Annotated in this window: 14 protein-coding genes and 2 pseudogenes; 13 read left to right on the top strand and 3 right to left on the bottom strand. The window is 46.3% G+C overall.

All coding sequences use genetic code 11. The features are described 5' to 3' along the window. Window positions 1-22 precede the first annotated feature (22 nt). Window positions 23-535 carry a copper-resistant cuproprotein CopI gene (gene copI, locus CCZ37_RS18185; RefSeq protein ID WP_010319356.1) on the top strand — a complete coding sequence of 171 codons (513 nt, stop codon included), beginning with the start codon at window positions 23-25 and terminating at the stop codon, window positions 533-535. 76 nt (window positions 536-611) lie between these two features. Here the strand turns inward: copI and CCZ37_RS18180 are convergent, their stop codons facing one another. From CCZ37_RS18180 to CCZ37_RS19740, 3 genes and pseudogenes are all read right to left on the bottom strand, one after another. Continuing rightward, on the bottom strand, window positions 612-1,055 hold the full coding sequence (locus tag CCZ37_RS18180) for a dCMP deaminase family protein (protein WP_010319355.1): 444 nt from the start codon (window positions 1,053-1,055) through the stop codon (window positions 612-614). 206 nt (window positions 1,056-1,261) lie between these two features. Continuing rightward, window positions 1,262-1,453, bottom strand: a pseudogene (locus tag CCZ37_RS19745) (transposase); the annotation flags it as partial. Beyond that, window positions 1,448-1,642, bottom strand: a pseudogene (locus CCZ37_RS19740) (ISAs1 family transposase); the annotation flags it as partial. The pseudogenes CCZ37_RS19740 and CCZ37_RS19745, both read right to left, overlap by 6 nt. A gap of 324 nt (window positions 1,643-1,966) precedes the next feature. Here CCZ37_RS19740 and CCZ37_RS18170 point away from each other — a divergent pair. From CCZ37_RS18170 to CCZ37_RS18115, 12 genes are all read left to right on the top strand, one after another. Continuing rightward, window positions 1,967-5,017: an amino acid adenylation domain-containing protein gene (locus tag CCZ37_RS18170; protein WP_094501931.1), complete on the top strand. Its 3,051-nt coding sequence runs from the start codon at window positions 1,967-1,969 to the stop codon at window positions 5,015-5,017. Window positions 5,018-5,050: 33 nt separating this feature from the next. After that, window positions 5,051-6,580, top strand: coding sequence for a non-ribosomal peptide synthetase (locus CCZ37_RS18165; protein ID WP_244187302.1), 1,530 nt, complete (start codon window positions 5,051-5,053; stop codon window positions 6,578-6,580). Window positions 6,581-6,620: 40 nt separating this feature from the next. After that, a complete protein-coding gene (locus CCZ37_RS18160; RefSeq protein ID WP_094501929.1) occupies window positions 6,621-6,908 on the top strand; it encodes a phosphopantetheine-binding protein in 288 nt (95 codons plus the stop codon). A gap of 127 nt (window positions 6,909-7,035) precedes the next feature. Beyond that, a complete protein-coding gene (locus tag CCZ37_RS18155) occupies window positions 7,036-12,564 on the top strand; it encodes a type I polyketide synthase (protein WP_094501927.1) in 5,529 nt (1,842 codons plus the stop codon). A gap of 95 nt (window positions 12,565-12,659) precedes the next feature. Continuing rightward, complete coding sequence (locus tag CCZ37_RS18150) at window positions 12,660-16,745, top strand: non-ribosomal peptide synthetase (RefSeq protein ID WP_094501925.1); 4,086 nt, start codon at window positions 12,660-12,662, stop codon at window positions 16,743-16,745. Further along, window positions 16,742-18,331 carry an MDR family MFS transporter gene (locus tag CCZ37_RS18145; protein ID WP_094501923.1) on the top strand — a complete coding sequence of 530 codons (1,590 nt, stop codon included), beginning with the start codon at window positions 16,742-16,744 and terminating at the stop codon, window positions 18,329-18,331. Before CCZ37_RS18150 ends, CCZ37_RS18145 begins: the two co-directional genes overlap by 4 nt. Further along, complete coding sequence (locus CCZ37_RS18140) at window positions 18,328-18,945, top strand: hypothetical protein (RefSeq protein ID WP_094501921.1); 618 nt, start codon at window positions 18,328-18,330, stop codon at window positions 18,943-18,945. The genes CCZ37_RS18145 and CCZ37_RS18140 overlap by 4 nt, the downstream gene beginning before the upstream one ends. Window positions 18,946-19,000: 55 nt before the next feature. Further along, the gene (locus CCZ37_RS18135) at window positions 19,001-20,017 is read left to right on the top strand and encodes an NADP-dependent oxidoreductase (RefSeq protein ID WP_094501919.1); all 1,017 of its coding nucleotides are present in this window, start codon (window positions 19,001-19,003) and stop codon (window positions 20,015-20,017) included. Window positions 20,018-20,051: 34 nt separating this feature from the next. Then, window positions 20,052-21,062 carry an HlyD family secretion protein gene (locus CCZ37_RS18130; RefSeq protein WP_094501917.1) on the top strand — a complete coding sequence of 337 codons (1,011 nt, stop codon included), beginning with the start codon at window positions 20,052-20,054 and terminating at the stop codon, window positions 21,060-21,062. A 2-nt stretch (window positions 21,063-21,064) separates the two neighbouring features. Further along, window positions 21,065-21,871: a 4'-phosphopantetheinyl transferase family protein gene (locus CCZ37_RS18125; protein WP_094501915.1), complete on the top strand. Its 807-nt coding sequence runs from the start codon at window positions 21,065-21,067 to the stop codon at window positions 21,869-21,871. A gap of 302 nt (window positions 21,872-22,173) precedes the next feature. Next, entirely contained in the window at window positions 22,174-22,830 is a 657-nt protein-coding gene (locus CCZ37_RS18120; protein ID WP_094501913.1) for a response regulator transcription factor, read from the top strand. Between the two features lies 1 nt (window position 22,831). After that, entirely contained in the window at window positions 22,832-24,271 is a 1,440-nt protein-coding gene (locus CCZ37_RS18115; RefSeq protein WP_094501910.1) for a sensor histidine kinase, read from the top strand. The last annotated feature ends 231 nt before the right edge of the window (window positions 24,272-24,502 follow it).

Below are 24,502 nucleotides of genomic sequence, written 5' to 3'. Positions count from 1 at the left end.
AATCAATTTAAGGAAAATCAAAATGAAAAAAACACTAATTACACTTTCACTGGCGTTGTTCACCTCTTCTGTCATGGCTGAAATGGATCATAGCAAAATGGACCATGGCAGTATGGCGATGAAGCAAACAGACACGATGAACATGGCGATGGATGACATGTCAGAAGTCGGCATGCCTGCCAAAGGAGCCAAACCCGATAAAGTGGTGCATGTTTTACTCTCGGATGACATGAAAATCACCTTCAAAAAAGAGGTCAACATCGAACCGAATGACGTTGTGCAATTTGTCGTTATGAACACAGGTAAAATTGAGCATGAATTTTCGATTGGTTCAGCCGCCGAGCAGCTAAAACACCGAGAAATGATGCGCCAAATGGGCAATCATAAACACGATGGTGGCAGCACCGTCACCGTTGCGCCGGGTAAAGCGAAACAACTGTTATGGCACTTTCATGGTGATAACAATGTTGAGTTTGCCTGCAATATACCCGGCCATGCTGAAGCTGGGATGATTAAGAAAATTCAGCTTCAGTAAAAGTTGTCACGCTAACTCGTTAAAAGAAAAACCGCCCTTCCAATGTGGCCGGGCGTTTTTTTTGACCATTGATTAATTATTTCAAATCACTAAGCGGTAGCCAGTTTACTTTAACTCCCGCTTGTAAAAACATATCTTGGCTGACTTTGATCTTATCACCCCAACGGGATAAGAAGTCTTCTGTTTGCTCTGGGCAGTGCACTGCGGAAATCCCAGTTTGAATAATTTTTGCTGCACAGTTCGGGCAAGGAAAATGTGTCACATAAATTTCGCAACCATCCAAATCACGCTTGGCAAACAGGATGGCATTTTCCTCAGCATGCAGTGTTTTGAGGTATTTCATATCACGATCATCGGTGCCTGCACTGTCTGAAATACCATGCGGGTAACCGTTAAATCCAACCGAAACGATGCGATTTTGCTTAGTGATCACTGCGCCGACTTGCGTGGAGGGATCTTTACTCCAAGAGCCAACAAGTTCTGCCATTTGGTAAAAGCGCTGTGCCCATTTCGAAATCATGTGTTGTTCCTCTGACGATTTTCTTGCATTTCCTCAGTAGCGAGGGAGATGTGTGATTAAGATCGACATTAATATCCTAGTTTTCTCACACTTAGTCTAGAGCAATTCTCATTTCTAAACAGAATTCAGCCGTGCCAATCAGTATTAGAGTGAGAGCCCTATCTCATTTCGTGCGGGCTTCTTGGTCAGGGCGACCGCATGAGTGTTTAGTTTTTCATCACCTGAGTAAAATCTGCACTTAATACTGCTTCAAGCATTGAAGTTTTCATCATGCATCGTTTTTGTTTCCCGACGACGCTCAGTTTTGTTGGCTCTGAGCGAAGCATATTCAAGCTCATGTGGCGCAGACAAGATAAATTCTCTGCCCCGTGCTCTTTGTAAATTTGGCAGCTGTCTTCTCGATGGTATGAGCCTCGTAGCGTTTTTCCGTCTATCGAAACCACCTGGTCATCAGTAGGTTCGTGTACTGACGATCTCCAGTTCACGAAGCATGGGTGAAATTGCTCAGGCTCAATCGTGGATATAATACGGGCAATCGTGTCATCAACAGGAATACCATTTTAAAATAAACCATTACGCGTAAACCAAACCCGCCCTCTAAGAAGTCGGTTTTTTTACTTATAAAAATAGGAAGATTGAATTCTAAAGTGTTTTTTATGTCAATTTAAAGTTAATTTAAAGTCAATTTATAATATTAAATATTAAATGTGAAATTGGTTTTATTCTATAACTATCTGTTATTCGGGTTTTATTTTTAAGCTTTGTCTTTCTACGAAATTATGACGGCTGAATATAATCTTTTCTTAATTAAATCCTAAGTTTTCAAGTTTAACTTTTATTTGTAGAAACCAGTCAGCAAGAAGCCATTCTCGCTCGACTTCAGGAATGCCTTAAGCAGCGAGGTAAATATTGTGAAAAATAACAATCCTGTATTTGAATCTATTTCAATGCAATCGTCTATCTCCCCTGAGGAAATAGCGGTTATCTACAAAGATAAGTCGCTGACCTATTTTGAGCTAGAGCGGCTATCTAACCAACTAGCAAGCTATTTAGTTGTTCAATATCCTGATCGCGATAAAGGTAAAGTAGCCGTTTACCTTGAACCTAGCCTGATTTTACCGGTAGTTATACTGGGTATAATGAAAGCAGGGTTCAGCTATGTGCCTCTCTCTTCGTTCCAGCCGACAAAACGCATTCAGCAAATTTTGGATGATTCAGGTGCCTTCGTCATCATTACAGATGAGTTGTTGAGCAAGAAATCAAGCATGTCTGAATGTCGTACAGACAAACTGAATGTTGCAGCGCTTGATCTTGCTGATACCTCAGACGGTCAATTGTTGCCAAAGGTAAGCCATGCTGATTTGGCGTATACCCTATACACATCAGGTTCAACGGGGATGCCAAAGGGGGTTGAAGTTGAACATGGCAGTATGGCGTATTATCTCAATTGGTTTAATAACGATTTGTGGCCTGAAACTCAGGCTACACTCCCGCTCACATCCTCTCTAAGCTTTGCGGCTGCGGTGACTCAACTGTTTGCTCCGTTGCTACGTGGTGACACGCTTCATATTCTTCCTGAAGGGACATTGAATAACCCTCAACGACTCTTTGACTGGTATCAGAATCGAACCAACGCTGCAATCTACTGTGTTCCTACAATATGGAATGAATTACTTAATTACCGCAGTTCTGTCGATAGTGAGCTGTCGTTGCCTAAGACCGTTTTTTTATCAGGTGAACCTGTCGGTGACGATATTAAGCAACGTACTTTCGATAGCATCGAAAATGTGCGTTTGTTTAACCTATATGGCCCAACTGAAACTGTAGCAAACTGTGCTTTTACTGAGTTAGAGCAAGACAAGCCCGTGACCATAGGCAAAGCGTTGGCAGGAAGTGAGTTGTTTCTGCTCGATGAAAAAGGCGCATTAGTGACAGATAACGGCGTGGGAGAAATCTGCCTATGCGGCCCGGGCGTGGCTCGTGGATACAGTAACCTTCCTGAATTGAGTGCAGAACGCTTCTTCTATCATCACGGTCATCGCGCGCATCGCACTGGAGATTTAGGTCAGTTCAATGCAAGCGGCGACATGGTGTACCTTGGCCGGAAAGATCGTCAGGTGAAAATTCACGGTGTGCGAGTTGAGTTGGGCGAAATAGAAGCCAATCTTCGTCAGCATGGTGAAATAGCCGATGCTGCGGTGAAAATGGTCAATGGTGGGCTGATGGCTTACTTGTTGACAGACAAAAAGCCAAGTGCTTGGGAACTGCGTGCTTTCCTTAGTGAGCGTTGCCCGAGTGCGATGATACCCGTTCAATTTGTTTACCTTGAAGTTTTTCCTAAGTTACCTAACGGAAAGTTAGATAGTGCTCGATTGCCGGATTCTGCGCCTGTAAGACCTGAACTAAATTATGATTGCAGCGCTCCCACAAACGACCTTGAGCGAGACCTTGTGGACATTTGGCAAGAAGTGCTAGGCTTTAGTGGCCTAGGGGTTAATGATGACTTCTTCGACTTAGGCGGGAATTCCTTGCAGGCGATGCGTGCCAGAACTCTGATTCGACACCGCCTGTACAGCGAGATAGATTTCAAGCTCTTTTTCAGTAATGCGACGCCGCGTAAGTTGGCTGCGGTCGTACCTTATTACCTAGCAGATGACTTGGATGACGCGACGCCCACTCCAAGTGAAAAGAATCAACAAGCGCAATTTGAACCGCTCACATCGCAACAGGCTTATTTCCTGACGTTAGAACAAACCAGTACTAACCCGAGAGCCTACCAGCCTGCGTTTTGTATTTACCTTGACGGAAAGGCAAATACAAAGGGTGTTGAATGGTGCCTCAATCGGTTGTTGGCCAGTAACCCAGTCCTGACTACTCAATTTGATCTGGATAACTTTACCGCTAAAGAAGGTGGATATCGCTCAGAGCAAGTTGAAATTCTTCAGCGCAAGGTTGAGCATTTGACAGGCAAACTCAGTGAAATGACTCATTGTGAGTTGCTGGATATGGCAGATATCTCTGACATCGATATTGACAGAGAACCGCCAATTCGCTTGGCATTATTGAGCAAAAATGACGATGAACATGTGGTCGTTGTACGTGTTCACCACGCCGTGTTTGATCATGATTCCATTGGTATATTCTTTGAGCAATTTATTCAGGCTTATCGCGCGTATGTGGCAGGAGATTATGGCTTTGCACTGCATCATCAACACCATTTGAGCTTGAAGCCGCATCGTGGTGCGATGGTGGATGAAGAGAGCCAGATGCAATTTTGGTTGTCGACATTGAATCGTTATCGGGCAAAAGGTGCGGATAGTTCGTTGTACCCAAGGGCGGATTACCCTTCACCACAAGGTTACACGGTTGAACTTTCCCAGCCATTCAGCCGAGCGATAAAAGACTTTGCACACGCTCATAATACAACGGCTTATGTCGTGTTACTCACGCTGTTTAATTTCGTGTTAAATCATGAAACTCGTTATCACAACATAACGATTGGCTTGCCTGTCTCCAATCGAGCCCTTTGTCAGCACGATGGTCAGTTAGGTTGTTTCGTCAACATGGTCACCTACCACGAACAGGTAGATCAGGTGGATAGCATTGTGCGTTTGATTGAAGCCAGCGGCAAAGCGATCTACTCGTTAATAGAAAATCAGTCAGTGTCCTATCTAGAACTTGCTGATGAAATGCGAAGCAAAGGCTGGCTCGAGAAGCTGCGCTTCCCGGTCATGTTTAATTATCTGTCTGCGATGCCGGAAGCCGTAAAGGTTCAGGGCTGTCACATCAAAGTTCAACACATCGTTGAGCAATCCGCTCGATGTGATTTGACCTTAACTGTCGACGACGACGAGCAGTTGACCCTTAATTTTGATTATGAAAGCACGGCGTTTACTCAACAGCAGGTTACCTTGTTGACAGAACAATACTTGGCTCTGATTTCAGGCACATTATCTATGTAATACGGAGTGTCTTCAGCTTGCAGGAAGCCGGAGATGAATACGATTAAATATGGGGAGATGAATGCAATGTTAAAATTGATCCACAATCAGTTTATTCATCAGTGTACCAAAACACCGGATAATATCGCTCTGCGAAGTGACAGCGAAAACATCACATATCGCCAACTGGAGCTGCGTGCCAATAATATTGCCCAGTCATTGATCCGCTCTGGTATTACATCAGGTGATGTTGTCGGAATATACATGAATCGCAGCAATAACCTAGTTGCGACCATATTAGGTGTTTTAATGTCAGGAGCCTGTTACTTGCCGCTTGATCCTTATTACCCAAGTAATCGTTTAGCTTACATGGTAGAGGATTCGGAAGCCAAGCTAGTGATCACTGATAGTTTGAATAGCATGGATTGGCTTAGTAATAAGTTTTCAACGTTGGATGTGAATAGCATAGATTTTTCCAGTGCGACAACGCCAGACTTACCGCAGACAGACGAACAGAGCTTGTGTTACATCATGTACACCTCGGGCTCAACTGGTCAGCCTAAGGGCGTGATGATTGCGCATCATACGGTGGTGAATTACCTCAACTGGATGCAAGAGGCTTTTCAACTGACGACAAATAGCCGGGTTCTAAATCAGACCACATTCAGCTTTGATATTTCAGTTTGGGAAATGTTCTGGCCTCTGATGACAGGGGCAAGCTGCGCACTGATTGCTGAAGATGCTAAGTATGATCCCGTACTGTTGGCTGACTTTGTTGAGCAGCATCAGGTCACAGTGGCTCAGTTTGTGCCAACCGCCTTGCGTATAATTGTCGATGCGGATGTATTACAGCAATGTATGTCTTTAGAGCATATCTTCTCTGGTGGAGAAGCACTATCACAACGTTTGGTGGATGATCTGTCTGCTCAGTATCCGGGTCATATCCACAATCTCTACGGGCCGACGGAGGCCACCATTTTTGCCTGTCACTGGTACTGTCAGCCACAGTGCACAGAGAAAGTCGTGCCCATTGGTCGCCCGATTCCACACGCAGAAGTTCTTGTCCTTGACGAAGCTCTGCAGCCCGTAACACAAGGGCAATGCGGTGAATTGTATTTAGCGGGAGATATTCTTGCGAAAGGTTATTTCAAACGAGCCGATCTTACTCAAGAGCGCTTTGTGGATCATCCCTTTGCTGTGCAGAGTGGAGAGAAAATGTATCGTACAGGCGATTTGGTGAGTACCAGAGAAGACGGCGCCTTATTGTTTCATGGCCGAACCGATTCACAAATCAAACTGCGAGGTCACCGAATTGAGCTGGCCGAGATTGAAGCTCAGTTGCAAGCTATGCCCAGCATTTCTCACGCTGCGGTCATTGTTGATAGTAGCGATGATGGCAAGGCGTCTTATCTGACGGCATTCTATGTGCCCTCTCAGCAGTCCAACGTTGATGTGCAAGTGATCAGAGAACAATTGGCAACAGTATTGCCTTATTACATGCAACCCTCACGATATTACTCCGTTGATAGCTTACCCACGCTTCCGAATGGGAAGATTAACAAGTCAGCTTTAAACACTCACTAATATCAGCTTTAAACGCTCACTAATAAAAGGTTCTAGCACCATGTCGAATAACAAACCCAATATTACACCTGAAATTGAAAACCGCATTCTCTCAATCTGGCAATCGGTTTTAGACGTCAAAAAAATTGCCCGAGATGAGAATTTCTTTGATGCAGGAGGCAACTCATTGCTAATGAGTAAAGTACACAGGGAAATAAAAAGACAGCTTGGAATTCCGATTAATATTATCGAACTGTTTCAATCTCCTACAGTGGATTCATTAAGTAAGAATATATCTAAAAAATACCATCAAGTGTTATTGGAAAAGTCAGTGTTAAATATTGGCTAAATAGTTTTATCTAGAAGTTAAATACATTTTATTCGCTGATTGAACACTCCTTTCTTTTCATTGGAGAGGGGGGTGTTTTTCCCGAAATAAGTATAAATAATACGACGTACAACCCGTGAGGTAGAATATGAAAGACCAAACAACACTACGCGATAAAGATATAGCTATTATTGGTATGTCAGGTCGATTCCCTGGTGCAGAAGATATCACGACTTTCTGGAGGAATCTGGTTGAAGGGCTGGAAACCATCACGACATTTAGCGAACAAGAGCTTCGCGAATCGGGTGTCGATGAAGAATTGATAGCCTCACCCAATTACATTCCTCGTCGAGGAATTCTCGGCAACGCGCAACATTTCGACGCGCATTTCTTTGATATTACCCCTCGTGATGCGGAAATCATGGATCCTCAACACCGTGCGTTTCTGGAAAGCAGTTGGCATGCTTTTGAAGATGCGGGGTATGTGCCTTCAAGTTATCCGGGCAAAGTGGCTGTTTTTGGCGGCACTGGTACGGCCTGGCATTTGAACAAAGTCCATTCCCATCCAGGCGTCAGCCAGTTTGCCAGTGGTGCATCCATTGTGACCAATAACGACAAAGACTATGTCACGACGCGAGTCTCCTACAAGCTCGACTTAAAAGGGCCAAGTGTGAATGTGCAGACGGCATGTTCAACCGCAATGGTGGCGGTGGTAATGGGGATTAACAGCCTTTTAAGCCGTGAAAGTGATCTCGTGGTTGCCGGCGGAGTATCCATCGATACACCGGAGCGTCGCGGCTACAAATACATGCAAGGTGGTATGGAGTCAGCGGATGGACGCTGTTATGCGTTTGATTCTCGTGCCAATGGTACAGTGTTTAGCCGCGGTGTTGGTGCTGTGCTGCTCAAACGTGTTAAGGACGCAGTCAAAGATGGCGACCACATTTACGCAGTGATTAAAGGCGGTGCGATCAACAATGATGGTAGTCTAAAAGCTGGATTCACTGCGCCGGGCATTGAAGGACAGATCGAAGTTGCAAAACAGGCGATTTCCAACGCTGATATTGATGTAGAAAACATCCGCTTTGTTGAAGCGCATGGCACGGCAACAGCGTTGGGCGATCCGATTGAATTTTCGTCATTGTCGCAAACTTTCCGCCACTTCACAGATAAAGAACAGTTCTGTCGCTTAGGCTCAGTCAAAACTAACATCGGTCATACCGATGCCGCTTCGGGTGTTGCCAGCCTGATTAAAGCCTCAATGGCATTGGAATCCGGGCTGCTTCCTGCCTCACTGCATTATGCTGAACCGAATCCAAACATTGATTTTGAAACCAGTCCGTTCATGATGAACACCGAACTGACGGCATTTAAACAGCAGGACAAGCCGAACAATGCGTTGGTCAACTCCTTTGGTGTCGGAGGTACGAATGCTTGTGTGATTCTCGAAATGGCACCAGAGACCCAACCGGGTGACGAGCATAACTCGCCACTCATGATCCCATTCTCAGCCCGCAGTCGTAACGCACTGAATGAGATGAAGCAGCGTCTGGCTAGTTACCTGACAGATAGTCCAGATGTAGATGTTGCAGATGTGGCGTACACCATGCAGGTAGGCCGTAAGCAGTTCGAGTTTTCTACCTCGGTGGTAGGCCATGATCGTCAAACCATCATAAATGCGCTGGCTAAGCCTTCTCAGATTGTGTCTGGAAATAAATCGAAACGACCAATTGTGTTTATGTTCCCAGGACAGGGAAACCAATATCCGAACATGTCTCACGATCTTTACCAGACGTATCCGGTGTTTAAACAGGCGATGGATCAGTGCTGCGAATATCTGATGCCAATTCTAGAACAGAACCTGCGTGACATTATCTTCCCACAAGATGACCAAACTGCAGCGCGTATTAACGAAACGCAATTCACACAGCCTGCGTTGTTCGTTGTTGAGTACAGCCTTGCTCAGCTTTGGATGTCATGGGGAATTCAGCCGGATGTAATGATAGGTCACAGTGTCGGTGAATACGTGGCAGCCTGTTTGTCCGGCGTGTTTTCGCTGGAAGATGCGCTAAAAGCCGTAGCGATTCGTGGCAAGCTGGTTCAGGCTCTGCCAGCGGGTGCGATGCTAGCCGTTCTGATCGATGAAGCAGAGTTGACTGAGCGTTTATCAAACAGTGAACTGGATATCGCAGCGGTCAATTATCCCGAGCTATGTGTAGTAGCGGGCGAGCTTGAAGCGATAAAAGCGTTTCAATATGAGCTGGAAGAAGAAGGTATCTTCTGTAAACACTTGGATACGTCACACGGTTTCCACTCAAGCATGATGGATCCTATGTTGCCAGCGTTCAAAGATGTTATCGATGGCATTGAACTGAATGCTCCGCAGATCCCGTTCGTCTCTTCGGTAAATGGCGAATGGATAAGTGATGAGTTAGCACAAGATAGCGACTACTGGGTGCGCCATGTCAGAAATCCTGTGTTGTTCTCGCATGCATTCAAAACCTTGATGGCCGATCATCAAGATGGTTTCGTGGCACTAGAAGTGGGACCGGGCCGTTCTCTGGAGTCGGCGGCTAAGCAACACTTCCGTGAAGAAGAGGGTTCGAATGCCAATATTTTCTCGTCTTTGCCTACGGCGAAAGAAGTCGATATTTCAGGAGAGTATTTCGTCTCAATGCTTGGCGCTTTATGGTCGCACGGCATCGAGATTGACTGGTCATCATACTATCGTGATGAGCGCCGACTTCGCTTGCCTTTGCCGGGCTACCCGTTCGAGCGAAATGAATTCAAACTGCCTGAGCTGAAAACAGGTAATGCTGGGAGCCTATCAATCAGCAATGCGGAAGTAGGTTTGAAACGCAAGAAAACCGATATCGGTGACTGGTTCTATATGCCTGCCTGGAAGCGAACCATTCCTGCTGACTTCATGCCGAGTAAGCAAACTCAAGAAGCAAATGATTGTTGGGTACTTTTCGCTGACGAATATGGCATAGCTGATCAGTTGCATGCTCAGCTTCTTGCATCAGGCCATCAGGCAGTGACGGTGTTTAAAGGCGTTTGCTATCAGGAGAATGTCGTCACCAGCGACAACGCAAAGAGCTTTGTCATTGACCCCATGTCTCGTGAAGATTACATCCGAGTGCTCAAAGCAGTCAAAGCTCATGAGATGCATCCAGTTCGAATTGTCGATCTTCGGAACCTCTCTCCTGAGCAAGGTGATGTCGACCTTGAACTGTGTCGTAAACACCAGTTAGATTCTTTCTATAGTCCACTGTATCTGCAACAGGCGCTGGTGAATGAGAACTTGCTGGATAATCTTCATTTGTTGTTGGTGACTAATAATATCTTCAGTGTCTCTGGGGAGCGAGTTTACGCACCAGAGAAAGCACTGTTAGTCGGGCCAGCCCGTGTGTTCTATCACGAATACCCAGATGTTCAGTGCCATTTAGTTGATATTGATTGGCCTGAAGATTTAGCTGATAAATCGGGCCATTGGACTGCAGAGCAAGCGGCGCGTTGTCTTATTGCTGAGAGCTGTATTAACACCGACGGCCAACTGGTGGCGTATCGAGGAGGGTGCCGCTGGGAGGAAGACTATCAGGCGGTTAATTTAAAAGAGCAAGAGCCAGGCTTACCGGCGCAATTCAAAGATGATGGCGTTTATCTCATTACTGGTGGATTGGGCGGCCTTGGTATGCTAGTGGCCGGGCATATCTCGGAAATGAGCAATGCGACGCTTGTTCTGACTTATCGCAGTCGTCTTCCTGTTCGTGAGCAATGGAATGACTGGATTCAGAAACACCCAGTTGATGACCCTATGAGTGAAAAACTGGCGAGTATCCTACGCCTTGAAGAGCAAGGTAACACGATTGACCTAGTCAATGTGGACGTCTGTGATTATGTGGCTATGTCGGAACTGTTTGATCGCTATGATCGCTTTGATGGCATTTTCCACACTGCTGGTATTGCGGGGGGCGGCATCATTCCTCTGAAATCCGATGAAGATTGTGCCAGTGTTCTGGAGCCGAAAATCCTCGGCAGCCTGATTCTGGATGACCTGACTAGAGACAGTCAGCCTGATTTTATGGTGCTGTTCTCATCCATCACCTCAATTGTCGGTGATGAAGCTCGAATTGACTACTGTTCCGGCAATGCGTTTATGGATGTGTTTGCCTGCTATCGTAACCAGAACCGAAATGGTCGTACCATCGCAATCAACTGGGGAAAATGGGGCGATGTAGGTATGGCGGTTCAGTGGGCTCGTGAGTTAGATGAGAAAAACAAAGCTAACGAAGCGCCTCTAAAACAAACAGGGTTGCTTACGCTTCTCGGCCGTCAAAAAGATATGGAAGAATATCGAGTCAATCTGGATGTGCAGAATGACTGGGTACTCAACGAGCATCGTTTGTCGAATCAACCGACCTTGGTTGGTACCACCATATTGTCGATGCTATCTACCTTGATGAATCACTTCAAACCTCAGGAAGCGCTTCAGGTTAAGAACTTGCTGTTGACCAAACCCGTAATTTACCACAACGCATGGCCACGTGAAATGCGCCTGTATGTACGCAGTGAAGGATCTGGCTACAGCTTCAGCCTTCGTAGCCGCGGTGTTCGTGATATTGAGTGGAGCGAACATGCGCTGGGCAATCTTGGCCGTGGTGTAGAGAGTGAAGAGAGCCTTGCTGCTTTAGATTCACTTGAAGCGATTCAGTCTCGCTGCATGAACAAACTGCCTGACGAATTAACTGGACAGGATTACCCGAATGCCATCACGGGTGAAACCTTTCTGTCGCTGAGTGAGCGATGGAATGGCCCTAAGTGCGTATGGCGAGGTGACGATGAGTGGCTGATTCATAAAGACCTCGACGCTCAGTTCCAGAATGATTTTGAGCAGTATCCGTATCATCCGGCACTGATTGACTCGGTATCAATTCGATGTATCAAGCTTATAACGACAGACAACTACCTTCCATTCAGCTACGGCAAGATCAGCTATCTGGCACCGCTTGACGAAGATTGTTACGCGCACATCAAACTCAAACAGCCGTATAAGGCGGAAGACAGCACCATTGTTTGGGATGTGGTCTTCCTATCTGCTGACAGCAAGCCGTTGATGGTTTTGGAAAACTACACGCTAGTTCGTATGAAAGCTGAGAATCAGGTTGTCGTTTCTGCACCAGCGTCAGCTATAGCTCAGGTTGCAGTTGATGTCTCTGATAAGGACATTCTGTTCTACGAAGGTCTAGATGCACTCAAACGACAGCTTGCACATCTTGAGTTTGAGCAGCTTGTCGTGGTGACCAGTGATCTGCGCCAGCTTATCTATGAAGCGACTCCTAAACAGGAAGATGAACAGTTGGCTGAACTGGAAGTGGAAGTCAGCCAAGGGCACGCACGTCCAGAACTTTCTGTTGAATATGTCGCCCCTGAAAATGATATCGAAAGAGGGATCATTGCAGTTTGGCAGTCGATTCTAGGGATTTCAGGCATTGGTGTTGATGACAATTTTGTTGAGCTTGGCGGTAATTCACTGCTGGCGGTGCAAATTGTGTCAAAAGTATCAGCCAAGTTTGAAGTCGATATTCGAGTGGATCTCTTCTATCAGGATCAAACCGTAAGAGGGTTGTCCGGCCTGATCATTGAAGCGTTTGAATCTGTTCTTCAGGGTGAATAGCTCCCACTTCTTCCCGGGCGTTAGCCCGGGAAGTTCATCACCCACAGGTTGTCACAAAGGCAGCCAAATCTTACAAATGGTAAAAGGGCACGGCTATGACAACTAAAACGAATCAGATTTTGAACTCTATGGGACTCGAAGAGCTGAAAAGGCTTGCCAGAGAGAAAAAACAGAAAAAAGCGCAGCTTATGGAAGAGAGCCGTTGTTCAATAACGGAACCAAAACGCAAAATATTCCCTCTCACCAATGCGCAAAAGAGCATTTGGACACTGGACCAGTTCCTCGAAGACAATAAAGCCTATAACAACCCCTTAGCGATCACTTGCCAGATTGATCATGAATTTGAACCGGACAGAGTCGAACGTGCTCTGACGAAAATGGTCAATAATCACGACATATTCCGCACCACGATCCGAGTGGTCGATGGCGAGCCTTGCCAGTGTATTGACAACCATCTCAATTTCGTTTTTGGTTTCGATGATATTACCTCTATGGCAGAAGTTGAAAAAAATCAGTGGGTTATGCGAGTCGCTCGTGAGGAGGGCAGAAAGAACTTTGACCTGACTAACGGACCACTGTTTCGCTGGCGAATGGCAAAAACTCAGTCGGGCGAATACATCATCATGCTGACCTTCCATCATATTATTTCGGATGGTTGGACCGTCAGTTTGTGCTTCAAGGAATTCATGAGCATCTATTTTGGCCAGACGGTAGATCATGCAGCGCAATTTACCGATTACGCCTTAAAGGAAAACCGCTGGTTCGAAAAAGGCGAGTACCAACAGGGTCTCAACTACTGGCGCGATAAACTCAGTGGCGTTCAAGGTATGCTGGAACTGGCAACCGATCATCCCCGTCCGGATACGCTCAATTTTGAGGGGAGTTATGTCGGCCATCTACTTGATGCTGACTTCTGTCATCAGCTTCAGTTTTGCGCAGCAAAACAGGGGGCAACCACTTTTCACTTGATGTTAGCGGCCTACCTGTTACTCCTGCATAAATACAGTCATCAGAACGACATTGTGATTGGTGTGCCTTTTGCCAATCGTGGTGACGCACAGACGCAGGAAATGATGGGGCTGTTCATGAACACGCTACCGCTGCGTTTCAATTTCAATGACAATTTGCCTCTTTCGGCTGTGATTGAAGCTGCGAAAACCGAAAGTAAAGAGGCGATTGCCTATCAAAACGTGCCGTTTAATCGCATTCTTGATGTTGTCGACTATTCGCGAGACGCACGTGTTAATCCGCTTTATCAGGCGGTGCTGACTTATCAGGTCTATCCGCACTCGCGAACCAACCCTTGGTTCACCTATTCACCACTTAAAGTTGACTACGGTGTGTCTAAGTTGGATCTCAATCTATGGATAGAGGAAGACGGCGACAGTTTATTGTGCACATTCAACTACAGTACAGCGCTGTTTGAACGTGCCACTGTGCAGCGAATGCTACGCGATTTACACACCATATTAGCAGCATTGGTTGAGAACCCACATCAGTCGATTCAAGCCTTGTCATTGGTTACAGAAGATGAACGTCAGTTTCTACTTAAAACGTGTTTACCTACAGAGGCAAGTAAATGGTTGCCAGTTCATCACCAATTTGAGCAACAAGCGTTAGCTTGCCCTGAAGGTGTGGCAGTGCGTTGTGAAGGCCGTGAACTGAGTTATGCCGATCTTAATGAGCGCGCCATTCAGTTGGCTGGACAACTGGTCTCACAAGGTGTAAGTCACGGTGAGCCTGTCGCGATACTTATGGAAAAAAGTGAGCATAGCGTGGTGGCGATATTAGCCATTCTGAAAGCGGGTGGTTGCTATCTTCCTATCGACATGAATTTGCCGGAATCCAAAATCAGTTTCATCTTAAACGATGCTAAAGTTAAGCGTGTTTTACTCGTAGGTGAAGTGCCCATTGCTTTAAAAGCAATGGCTACACAATCTTCACTAAATTGGATAGACATTCTGAAGACAGAAACGAGTAACACCTCACCAACACTCACCCATCATCCAGATAATCTTGACGATGGGCCTGCGTACATTATTTATACCTCTGGCAGTACAGGGGCACCAAAGGGTGTATGTGTTTACCATTCGCAACTCAGTCATTATTGCCGAGCGATTGCTCCTGTACTCGGACAAACTCACAGGGCGCGTTATGGCTTAATGTCTTCCTTCTCGACAGATCTGGCTCATACGATGTTATTCCCGGCGTTGGTCGGGCAAGGCGAGCTGGAGATAGTGACCAATGGCTTGTTGGAAAGCCCCGAAAAACTCGCCAGTTATCTGAAAGATAAACCTCTTGATTGCATGAAAATTACGCCGACACATTTGTCTGCGCTGTTGAATGTCGCGAACGCGCAGCACCTGCTGCCGGAGCGCAAATTGGTACTTGGCGGTGAGCGTTTACCCATTTCTCTGATTAAAAAAGTCAAAGCACTCAAACCCAACTGTGAGATGGTTAACCACTATGGTCCGACTGAGTGCACGGTGGGGGTGACGACGTTGACTATTCCCGAGGATGTTGCGGGTTTAGAGTTTCAAGTTGCACCAATTGGTCAGGCCCTCGATGGGAGTCATGTACTGGTTCTCGATGTAAACCAACAACTGCTTCCTGCTGGCGTACCTGGTGAAATTTGCATTGGTGGGGCACAGTTGGCTTCTGGGTACCTTGGGCTCGATGAGCAAACGCAGGGCCACTTTGTTCCACACCCGTATTGTCCTGGTGAGCGTCTGTACCGCACAGGCGACAAAGGCCGCCTGCTAGCGGATGGCAACCTAGAGTATCTTGGCCGCTTGGATCGTCAGGTCAAAGTACGTGGTTACCGAGTTGAGTTGGCCGAGATTGAGCAGGCTCTGGGGCAGATTACTAATGTTGAACAGGTGGCGGTTGTAGAGCAGCAAAAAGCGGGCGCCCATCGTTTGGTCGCTTATGTCGTTGCGGATAACACTGGCGTTCAGGAAGAGATTAAGGCTGAACTGAGACAGCAATTACCCGCTTACATGCAACCAGAAGTATGGATGTGGCTCGATTCCATGCCAGTCACGGCGAGCGGAAAAATCAATTATCAGGCGTTGCCCGTCGCTATATTAAATACGCAGACAGCAGCTTCTTCTCACCCAAAAAATCAAACGCAAGCTCGTTTGCTGACGCTGTTTCAGCAAGCATTGAATAATCAACAGGTCGGTATTGAGGACGATTTCTTCAATCTTGGGGGAAATTCCATCAGTGCGTTGAAACTGCTGATTGAGGTGAATAAAGCGTTCTCCACTACTTTGACCCTCGGACAGATACTGGAAAACAGCAGTGTTGCTCGACTTGGCAAACTATTCGAACAGGTATTCGATAGCGTTGAATACGGTTCTTCGATTGTGATGCTCAATCGGGGTAATCCGCAACGCAAGCCGACCTTGTTGTTGATTCACCCTGCCGGTGGCAATGTGCTTTGTTACGACGAGCTGGTGAAGGGTTTGAGCAAAGAGTATCCGGTTTACGGTGTTCAGGTGGCTGATTTTCAGGGGCTAGCTGAGTACAACCGCCAAGTGACGACGTTAGCTGAGCACTACGTGAAGCAGCTTGGGGAACTAGCGGAACGTTCTGAACTGGTCATCGGTGGTTGGTCTCTAGGAGGAACCATCGCTTTTGAGATGGCGTGCCAGGTTCAGACACTGACAGGAAATCAACCGAAGGTTTTGGTTTTTGACCAACCAGCCCCTCAAGTGAACGTCGATAACAGCGCCAGTATGGCTGAGCATGATCGCCTTGCTTATTTTGCTCATAAGGTAGAACTGCTTACCGGAACGTCTTTTGATACATCGGGCCCGCAACTGGCGAAGATGTCACAAGCGGAAAGAACACAAGTATTCCTAACTGGTTTCCGCAAAGCGAATTTGGTGCCGGACAACATTAGCGCCGAGGACTTCCAGCACTTTCTCGCCATTCTTCAGGCCCACATGAAGGCGACAGATGAGTATCAGGGGCAGCCTTATTCTGGCCCTGTAGTGGTTGTAGAAGCAGAAGAGATTTTAATTGGTCGTACGCGACTGAAAGAAACCGGCTTAGGCTGGCAGGCATATAGCGAGCAGCCTCTGACCGTATTGCCCGCAAAGGGCGACCACATATCCATGATGAATGCGTCTCACATTGGTGATTTGGCGACCCGTCTACAGGAGGTATTGCTTTGAGTACGATCGCACTTTCAACGCTGGAAAACGAAGTTGTCGTTTCAAGGAAGGAGTGGTTGGCCATCATTGGTGGCCTTATCGGTGGCTTTATGGCGATTCTGGATATCCAGATTACGAACTCTTCGATGAAAGTCATTCAGGGGGCGCTGTCCGCGTCTCTGGATGACGCCTCTTGGCTGATGACATCGTACTTTACGGCTGAGATTATTGCGATCCCACTTTGTGGCTGGCTATCAAAAGCGTTGGGAACCGGCCGTTACGCTTTATGGTGTATCGGTGGTTTCCTTGGAGCGTCTTTGCTTTGTTCCATGGCGTGGAATCTGAACTCAATGATCGTCTTCCGCGCTTTACAGGGTTTCTGTGGTGGTGCACTGATCCCCCTGTCTTTCCGCCTGATTATTGAAATTCTGCCGCCAGAAAAACGCCCTATGGGGATGTCGTTATTCAGTATTATTGCCACGTTTGCCCCAGCGATAGGCCCAGCCATCGGTGGTTGGCTCACTGAATACTTTTCATGGCACGCGATCTTTTATGTCAATGTTTTACCATCTGTGGTCGTCTGGGCGCTGATTCAATGTTCAATGAAGCATCCCATCATTAACTGGCAAATCATTCATCAGGGTGACTTTATCGGCGTTGTTTCGGTGATGATGTTTCTCGGTACGCTGGAAGTCATTCTGGAAAAAGGTCGGGATGAAAACTGGTTTGATTCACGCATGATTTGTGTATTGGCGGTACTCTCTGCTATCAGCTTTGTCATTTTTATTTATGACCAAATCGTACATCGTAACCCGCTGATTAACATTCGCCTGTTTAAGACATATCAGTATACCTATGCTTTGCTTATCTTTGCCATGTTGGGTTCCGCTATCTACGGCACATTGTTCTTGGTACCGTATTATCTGACGATGGTTCATGATTACAATGCGACAGAAATTGGTCATGTGGTGATCTGGATGGGGCTACCACAACTGGTGATTTTGCCGATGATTCCATTTCTTCTCCGTCGCTATAACCCCAAGTATCTTATCTTCATCGGGTTTATGGGGTTAGCCATCAGTGCCTTTATGGACTGCCACATGAATGCTGATTTTGCCGGGTCGCAGATGATTGCGTCTATGTTAGTTCGTGCGTTAGGCCAGCCGTTTATCATGGTGCCGCTCTCCATACTGGCGACCCAGAACATTAAAGCAGAGGATGCTGCATCATCGGCAGTGTTGATCAACGTATTCCGAAGTTTGGGTGGTTCAATGGGTACCGCGGTGCTGTCGACCTATTTCACTACTCGGATCTATTTCCATCTCGATTCCATCAAATCGACTTTACTGACAGGTAGTCAGCAGTTTTATTACTATCTGGGTGAGGTAAAGAGCCTATTGGTCAATCAGGGATTGCCGTCTGATAGCACCAATGTCCAACAAACTGCGGTGAGCATTCTTGGCGAAAGGATGGCAATTCAAACGCAAATCATGGCCTTTAACGACCTGTTTATGATCATGGGTTTCATGATGCTTGCTACCGCAATAATGGTGTTGTGCTCAAACCGTGATTTCCAACTTCGACTGAAAGAAGAGGAAGCAGCATGAGTGATAAAACATCGATGAGTGTCTGGAGCTATCTGCTGTCTTCGGAAGCAAGAACGACCATCATCGTGCCCATTCTTATCTATAACCTGATTTTCTGGGGAGTAGGAGCCGGAGCAGCATTGTTCGTCACCGCTTGTTACTCCGCATTGCTGGAGTTGTTCAGCAAAGGAAGTGGTTCTCTGTCTATTATTGCTTTGATTTTGGCTTCTGGCACCATTCATTACCTGTACCTGCACGGTTACACTCTGTTTGGGATTGACCAAGAAAGCGTCTTTCTCTCAGTGGGGGGCTCTCTGTCCGTCATTGTTGTGTTCGGATTCTACTCCATGATTGGTCGCCCAGTGGTTCGCACTCAGGCGGAAAATGCGCTTCCTCGCTTGATGCAGTTGCCTGTCTATGGCTCTCAGAAATATGCCCAAGTATGGCAGGAGATTTCTTTGGTTTGGATTCTCGCTTACGCAGTGAAAGCGCTGCTCGTGATTAAGTTCTCCCGTGATATGCCTGATTACGCCGACTATTTTGTTTTCATTGGTGCCTGGCCGCTAACGCTGGCGATGATCGCTTTCAGTTTTTACTGGCCCAGCTTTCGTTGGTCATCGGAGTTAAACGCATAAATTTCCACGTTATTTGGCGTAAAATTACAACACTATAAACTTAATGAGGTATTTTATGAAACAACTAGTTAACCCATCAATTGTACTTGATAACCACCCGCAAGGTGCCGCTAAGACGAGCAATTTTCGCATTGCCAATCAGCCGATTGGAGCGTTAAAACCGGGGGAGTTTTTAATTGAAAACACTTGGCTTTCGATGGACCCATACACGCGACCTCGCTTGAACGAAAACACTGCGTATGTAGAGCCGATCAAGCTGGGTGAAGTGATTCAGGGAGAAACCATCGGTAAGGTCGTCGAAAGTAATAGCCCTAAATATCAGGTCGGTGACATGGTGTTCACTTTTTCAGGTTGGCAAAAATATTGTGTTGGTAACGATACGGATTTTATGACTTATCGATTGCCAGACACTGTGCTGTCGCCAACGATCTTTCTCAGTGTCGCGGGAACTCCGGGGCGAGCAGCGTACTTTGGATTGAATAAAATTGCTAAGCCTAAAGCGGGTGAAACCATGGTGGTGTCAGCGGCTTCTGGTGCCGTTGGGTCGGTGGCTGGTCAGCTTGGAAAAATGGCGGGTTGCCGAGTTGTCGGAATCGCGGGTAGTGAAGATAAGTGTCGTTATGTGGTCGATGAACTGGGTTTTGATGTTTGCGTCAATTATAAGTCTGACAATTTGGGTGAGGAGATTGAGGCCGCCTGTCCGAACGGTGTGGATATCTACTTTGAAAATGTCGGCGGACGTATTTCCGCACTAGTTGCGCGCCACCTAAACGAAGGCGCTAGAGTGCCAATCTGTGGCAGCGCAGCCTTGTATAATAAGGGCAAAGATGTGGATGTCTCGACGTTATCTCGCTTCTACTCGTCACTACCGAGTGCGCCGGAAAATCGATTCTTTCTGGTGACTGAGTGGATTAACGATTATGCCAGTTCGATCAATTGGCTTACCGCCGCAGCGGAAAGTGGTCAGCTCAAATTTCGTGAAACAGTAACCGAAGGATTGGAAAACGCACCACAAGCCTTTGTTGAGCTATTGGAAGGGAAGCACTTTGGTAAACAACTGGTTCGAGTTTAATGTTCTTCGCCTTTGTTGATTGGTTGGTCGTGCTATGAAAAAAATAATAAAGATTTTGATTCCACTGGTGCTGGTGCTGTTGGTTTTGGCTGGAGGTGCCTATTGGTATTACTATGGGCGTTTTTTCCAGACCACCGACAACGCCTACGTTCAAACGGACATTACTAACGTCAGTTCGCGCATAAATTCGGAAGTGGTAAAAATTAATATTAAGGATAACCAAAAGGTTAAAAAAGGCGATTTACTGGCGCAGCTTGATGATAGTGAATTCGTGATTAAAGAGCAGCTCGCGGAAGCGACATTGGCGCAAAGTCAGGCAGAGCAGTTGAATGCGGATGCGGCGTATAAGATGCAGAAAAGTGCCATCGAAGAGTACCAGAGCAAGGTGACGTCTGCGAAAGCGAAATATCAATACTCACACCAACAATACAAGCGTTTGCAGGCCTTAGAGAAGCAAAACTATGTGTCCAAACGTGAACGTGACAATGGCGCTTCTGCCTATAAAGTTGATGAAGCGGCGTATATTGAGGCTAAGGCCAGCCTGAAAACGCAGCAAGACAAGCTAGCGGTATTGGAAAGCGAGATAGAGAAAGCGGATGCTATGCTTAAGCAAGCGAAAGCAAGCTTGTCTCAGGCTAAACTGCAATTGGGATACACCCGTATTGTGGCACCAATAGATGGCGTGATCAGCAATCGTAATCTGCAAGTCGGCATGATGGTGCAGCCGGGGCAATCTGTTGTGAGCCTAGTATCGGAACGCACTCCGTGGATTCTGGCGAACTTTAAAGAAACGCAAAAATCTCGCATGCATAAGGGGCAGTCTGTCGATGTCACGATTGATGCTTATCCGGGGAAAACCTTCTCTGCTCGGATCGATAGTGTATCGCCCGCCACAGGTTCCACCTTTGCTTTGCTTCCGCCAAATAATGCGACGGGCAACTTTATTAAAGTGGTGCAACGTGTACCAGTGAAGATCGTGTTCAATGATTCTGTTCAGGTAGACAATGGACTGTCCGCGGTTGTCACTGTGGATACGAGGCAGTAACTATGGCGACACGATTTCCCGATATTGATGCCATAGTGGGAGCGCATGAGTCATCTGAGCAAATAAGCGGTAGGTTTATCAACAAGGAGCAAAGGTTTCTTATCCATGGTGCGAGCGTCTCTGTATGCCAGTTTAATCAAAGCCTCTACCACGACACCTTATTCAAGCAGTTAAGCATTCAATGCCCTGATGAACTTAGCCACGCTGTCAGCGCTAGACGAGCCGAGTTTCTGGCTGGTCGTTATGTGGCAAGACTGGCGATATGTACTTGCGGTGGATTTTTTGCTAGCAGGGTACAGGTCGCGATAGGTGAAAATCGTTGCCCGATATGGCCCGACGGTATTTTAGGTACCATTACACATTGCGCTGATATTGCTGCATGCGCAGTACTTCCGGCTATCCAGAATACTAGGAGCTACATCGGAATGGATATTGAGAAAGTGTTAGCAACCAGTGTAGTGCGTGAGATATCCAACTCCGTTTGCTCAGTATCGGAATGGCAACGTTTGGCGTCCCTGCCATTTAGTACCGATGTCATTACCACAATTATCTTCTCCGCCAAAGAGAGCTTGTTCAAAGCGCTTTATCCCTATATTGGTGAGTATTTCGGGTTTGAGTGCGCTCAGGTTAAAAGCGTTGATCCATGCAAACAGCGAATATGGCTGAACTTATCGCCTTCGCTGGTGGCTAAGTCGGGTTTTCGAGAATTGGAGTGCTATTACACCTTGCAGTCAGATTTCGTCATCACTTTTGTCTCTCAACAGTTATTATCTTCGACGAAGAAAAATGGAAGTATCTGTACAAACTGATGTGCTTAGTATACTCAACAATATTAGTATTACAGAGGTTTCCGAACTCCAAGCCAGCACTGGTAGGGCCAAAAAACAAAATGTTTTGTTGTTTATTAAATGTTTTGTTGTTTATTAAATGTTTTTTAAGTCTGGTTTGTTAGTTTGGATGAATTCCCTATTTGGCTTTTTGCGTTTTCCAAGGCTCTGAAGTTTGATACAGTGGATTGAAAGCAATGAGACTCAGTTAATAAAAACCATCGCCAGTGATCTTTCTTTTCTCATTGCTGAATGGGTCACGATGCAGAACAGAGATAGATATCATGCGTGTATTATTAGTTGAAGATGACCCTATGCTTGGCAATGCGATTACCGCTTCCCTTGTCAGACATCACTATACCGCAGATTGGGTAACATCGGGTGAAAGTGCGCTTCACGCACTGCATACGGACAGTTTCCTACTGGTCATTCTTGATATTTCTTTACCGGGTATCAGCGGTTTCAAAGTACTCAAAGAGCTCAGGAGTAAAGGTGACAAGACGCCGGTTTTGATTCTCAGTGCCCGTGACGAGCTCAATGACCGTGTATATGGGCTGAATCATGGTGCAGACGATTATCTCGTTAAACCTTTTCAACTTGAAGAACTACTGGCGCGTATCGGAGCGCTGATTCGCCGAGCTGTGGGGATGGCGGATGACACCATAGTGGTTGGCGATGTCTCCATGTCGGTGAATTCACACCAAGTGGTAGTTGCTGGCGAGTGCATTAATCTGACGCCTAATGAGTTTAAAATTCTTCTCTATCTGATGACGAATGCTGGTCGTGTGCTAAGTAAAAATCAGATACTGCAAAACATGCATGGTTGGGATGAAAGTTCTGGGCTCAACTCGATTGAGGTGCACATCCATAATCTGCGGAAAAAAATGCCGAAAGGCATCATAGAAAACATTAGAGGAGTCGGATACATCATCCAACACTAGTATGAGACTGAATTCTGTTAAACGTCGTGTTGCATTGTCGAGCGTGCTACTTTGCCTCGCAGTTATTACCGCCTCTACCATCTGGGTTTACCTTGATACGCGTCGGGCTATTATAGACGTTAAAGATGAACGCCTGCAGGATCTTAGTGAGAGTCTCTTAAAGGTGTTGCTACTGACCGCCCCCTCAGTGATTGGTGGAGACCAAAACCCAGACCCAGAAACTGTTTTTGCTAACATCGCTAGTAAAATGTCTTCCAAAGACAATCTAGAAAAATGGTCGCGCGCTAAGCTGTTTGAGGATTATTTTGCCTTCTTACTGCTGGACTCTAAGGGCGCTGTATTGGTAAGTTCTCCTAATGCGCCACCTGTGGATCTAAAGATGATGCGTCATCCCGGCTTTAACGACATACAGGATCTGGGGCAATCCAATATGTGGCGTGGCGTCACCATGCTATTAACGCAGTTGAAAACGGGTGAACCAATGTGGCTATGGCTGGGTGAAGACAAGCGCGTGCGTAGAGAAGCCGAAAACAAAATTATGCTCCCAGCTATCCTGCCTATGCTGGTGGCAACGCCGATCTTATGTTTGCTACTGGTGCTGTTTACCTATCATTTATTTGCACCGATCAACCGTTTGGAAAAGGAAGTGTCAGAGAAGTCGATTGACAACCTCTCGCCACTTAATATGACTGATGTACCAACCGAGTTGTATAGCTTAGTTAAACGCTTGAACTACCTGTTTGATCAAGTCGATGCCGCTTGGCAAAGAGAAAAACGATTTAATCAAGATGCTGCACATGAATTACGGACCCCTCTGGCCGTTATCAAGCTTAATGCGCAGAATGCCTTGGAAACGCAAAGTGCAGAGGAAAAAGACCATGACCTCAGACAGATTGAAAAGAGCATTACTCGTTCTGAGCGAACCATTGAGCAACTGCTGACCTTAGCAAAAGTAGAGGGCGGGCTGATTGTGGATTTAAGCCAAACCGTCGATGTTGCCCAGATACTACGCAATGTGATTGCTGACTTGGTGCCCCTTGCATTGAAGCAACAACAAAAAATCACATTAGAAGCAGATGATAAAACCTATGCCATTCAGGGCAATGAGATTTTACTTAACTGTCTGTTTCGAAATCTGATGGATAACGCGATTCGTTATTCCGGAGAGGGGACCCGAATTGGGGCTAAAGTCATTGAGCATGAAGAGCATGTACATGTGGTGATTACCGATAACGGCCGGGGAATGAGCCAGATTGATATTGACCGGATCTTTGAGCGTTTTTTCCGTGGCAAAGAAACTCAGAACAAAGCCCAAGGAGTAGGTCTGGGGATGGCGATAGTTGAACGTGTCATCACTATCCATCAGGGAGAGGTTGATGTCAGATCTCTAGAGCCGGGTCTGGCGTTTATCATCACTTTACCAAAATCCCGTTTCATTTAGCTTGAAAGTTGGCTATGGCTATAAGCTTACAAAATTAGATTTCCTATTAAATGATTTAGATTGGATTAAAAAGGGCGAAAAGCTAGGAATTGTCGGTGTTAACGTTCTATTGAGCCTGAAGTTCATGCCTAATGGGGTGTTTTGACAGCATGAAATCCTTTCCTATGCTTAGATTTGCGTATACGTCATACCAATCTGTAAAATTAACTGGTCAGTCCAATTCCTTGAGCA

It is taken from the genome of Vibrio qinghaiensis (assembly GCF_002257545.1).
GTDB classification, from domain to species: Bacteria; Pseudomonadota; Gammaproteobacteria; order Enterobacterales; family Vibrionaceae; genus Vibrio; species Vibrio ordalii.
The sequence above is the reverse complement of the archived record's forward strand: the minus strand, read 5'-3'. Positions and strand labels throughout refer to the sequence as shown.

What these genes read in the sequence shown, in the direction of transcription:
- copI (WP_010319356.1), top strand. Translation starts at nt 23, where the DNA reads ATGAAAAAAACACTAATTACACTTTCACTGGCGTTGTTCACCTCTTCT.
- CCZ37_RS18180 (WP_010319355.1), bottom strand. Translation starts at nt 1,055, where the DNA reads ATGATTTCGAAATGGGCACAGCGCTTTTACCAAATGGCAGAACTTGTT.
- CCZ37_RS18165 (WP_244187302.1), top strand. Translation starts at nt 5,051, where the DNA reads ATGAATACGATTAAATATGGGGAGATGAATGCAATGTTAAAATTGATC.
- CCZ37_RS18160 (WP_094501929.1), top strand. Translation starts at nt 6,621, where the DNA reads ATGTCGAATAACAAACCCAATATTACACCTGAAATTGAAAACCGCATT.
- CCZ37_RS18155 (WP_094501927.1), top strand. Translation starts at nt 7,036, where the DNA reads ATGAAAGACCAAACAACACTACGCGATAAAGATATAGCTATTATTGGT.
- CCZ37_RS18150 (WP_094501925.1), top strand. Translation starts at nt 12,660, where the DNA reads ATGACAACTAAAACGAATCAGATTTTGAACTCTATGGGACTCGAAGAG.
- CCZ37_RS18140 (WP_094501921.1), top strand. Translation starts at nt 18,328, where the DNA reads ATGAGTGATAAAACATCGATGAGTGTCTGGAGCTATCTGCTGTCTTCG.
- CCZ37_RS18135 (WP_094501919.1), top strand. Translation starts at nt 19,001, where the DNA reads ATGAAACAACTAGTTAACCCATCAATTGTACTTGATAACCACCCGCAA.
- CCZ37_RS18130 (WP_094501917.1), top strand. Translation starts at nt 20,052, where the DNA reads ATGAAAAAAATAATAAAGATTTTGATTCCACTGGTGCTGGTGCTGTTG.
- CCZ37_RS18125 (WP_094501915.1), top strand. Translation starts at nt 21,065, where the DNA reads ATGGCGACACGATTTCCCGATATTGATGCCATAGTGGGAGCGCATGAG.
- CCZ37_RS18120 (WP_094501913.1), top strand. Translation starts at nt 22,174, where the DNA reads ATGCGTGTATTATTAGTTGAAGATGACCCTATGCTTGGCAATGCGATT.
- CCZ37_RS18115 (WP_094501910.1), top strand. Translation starts at nt 22,832, where the DNA reads ATGAGACTGAATTCTGTTAAACGTCGTGTTGCATTGTCGAGCGTGCTA.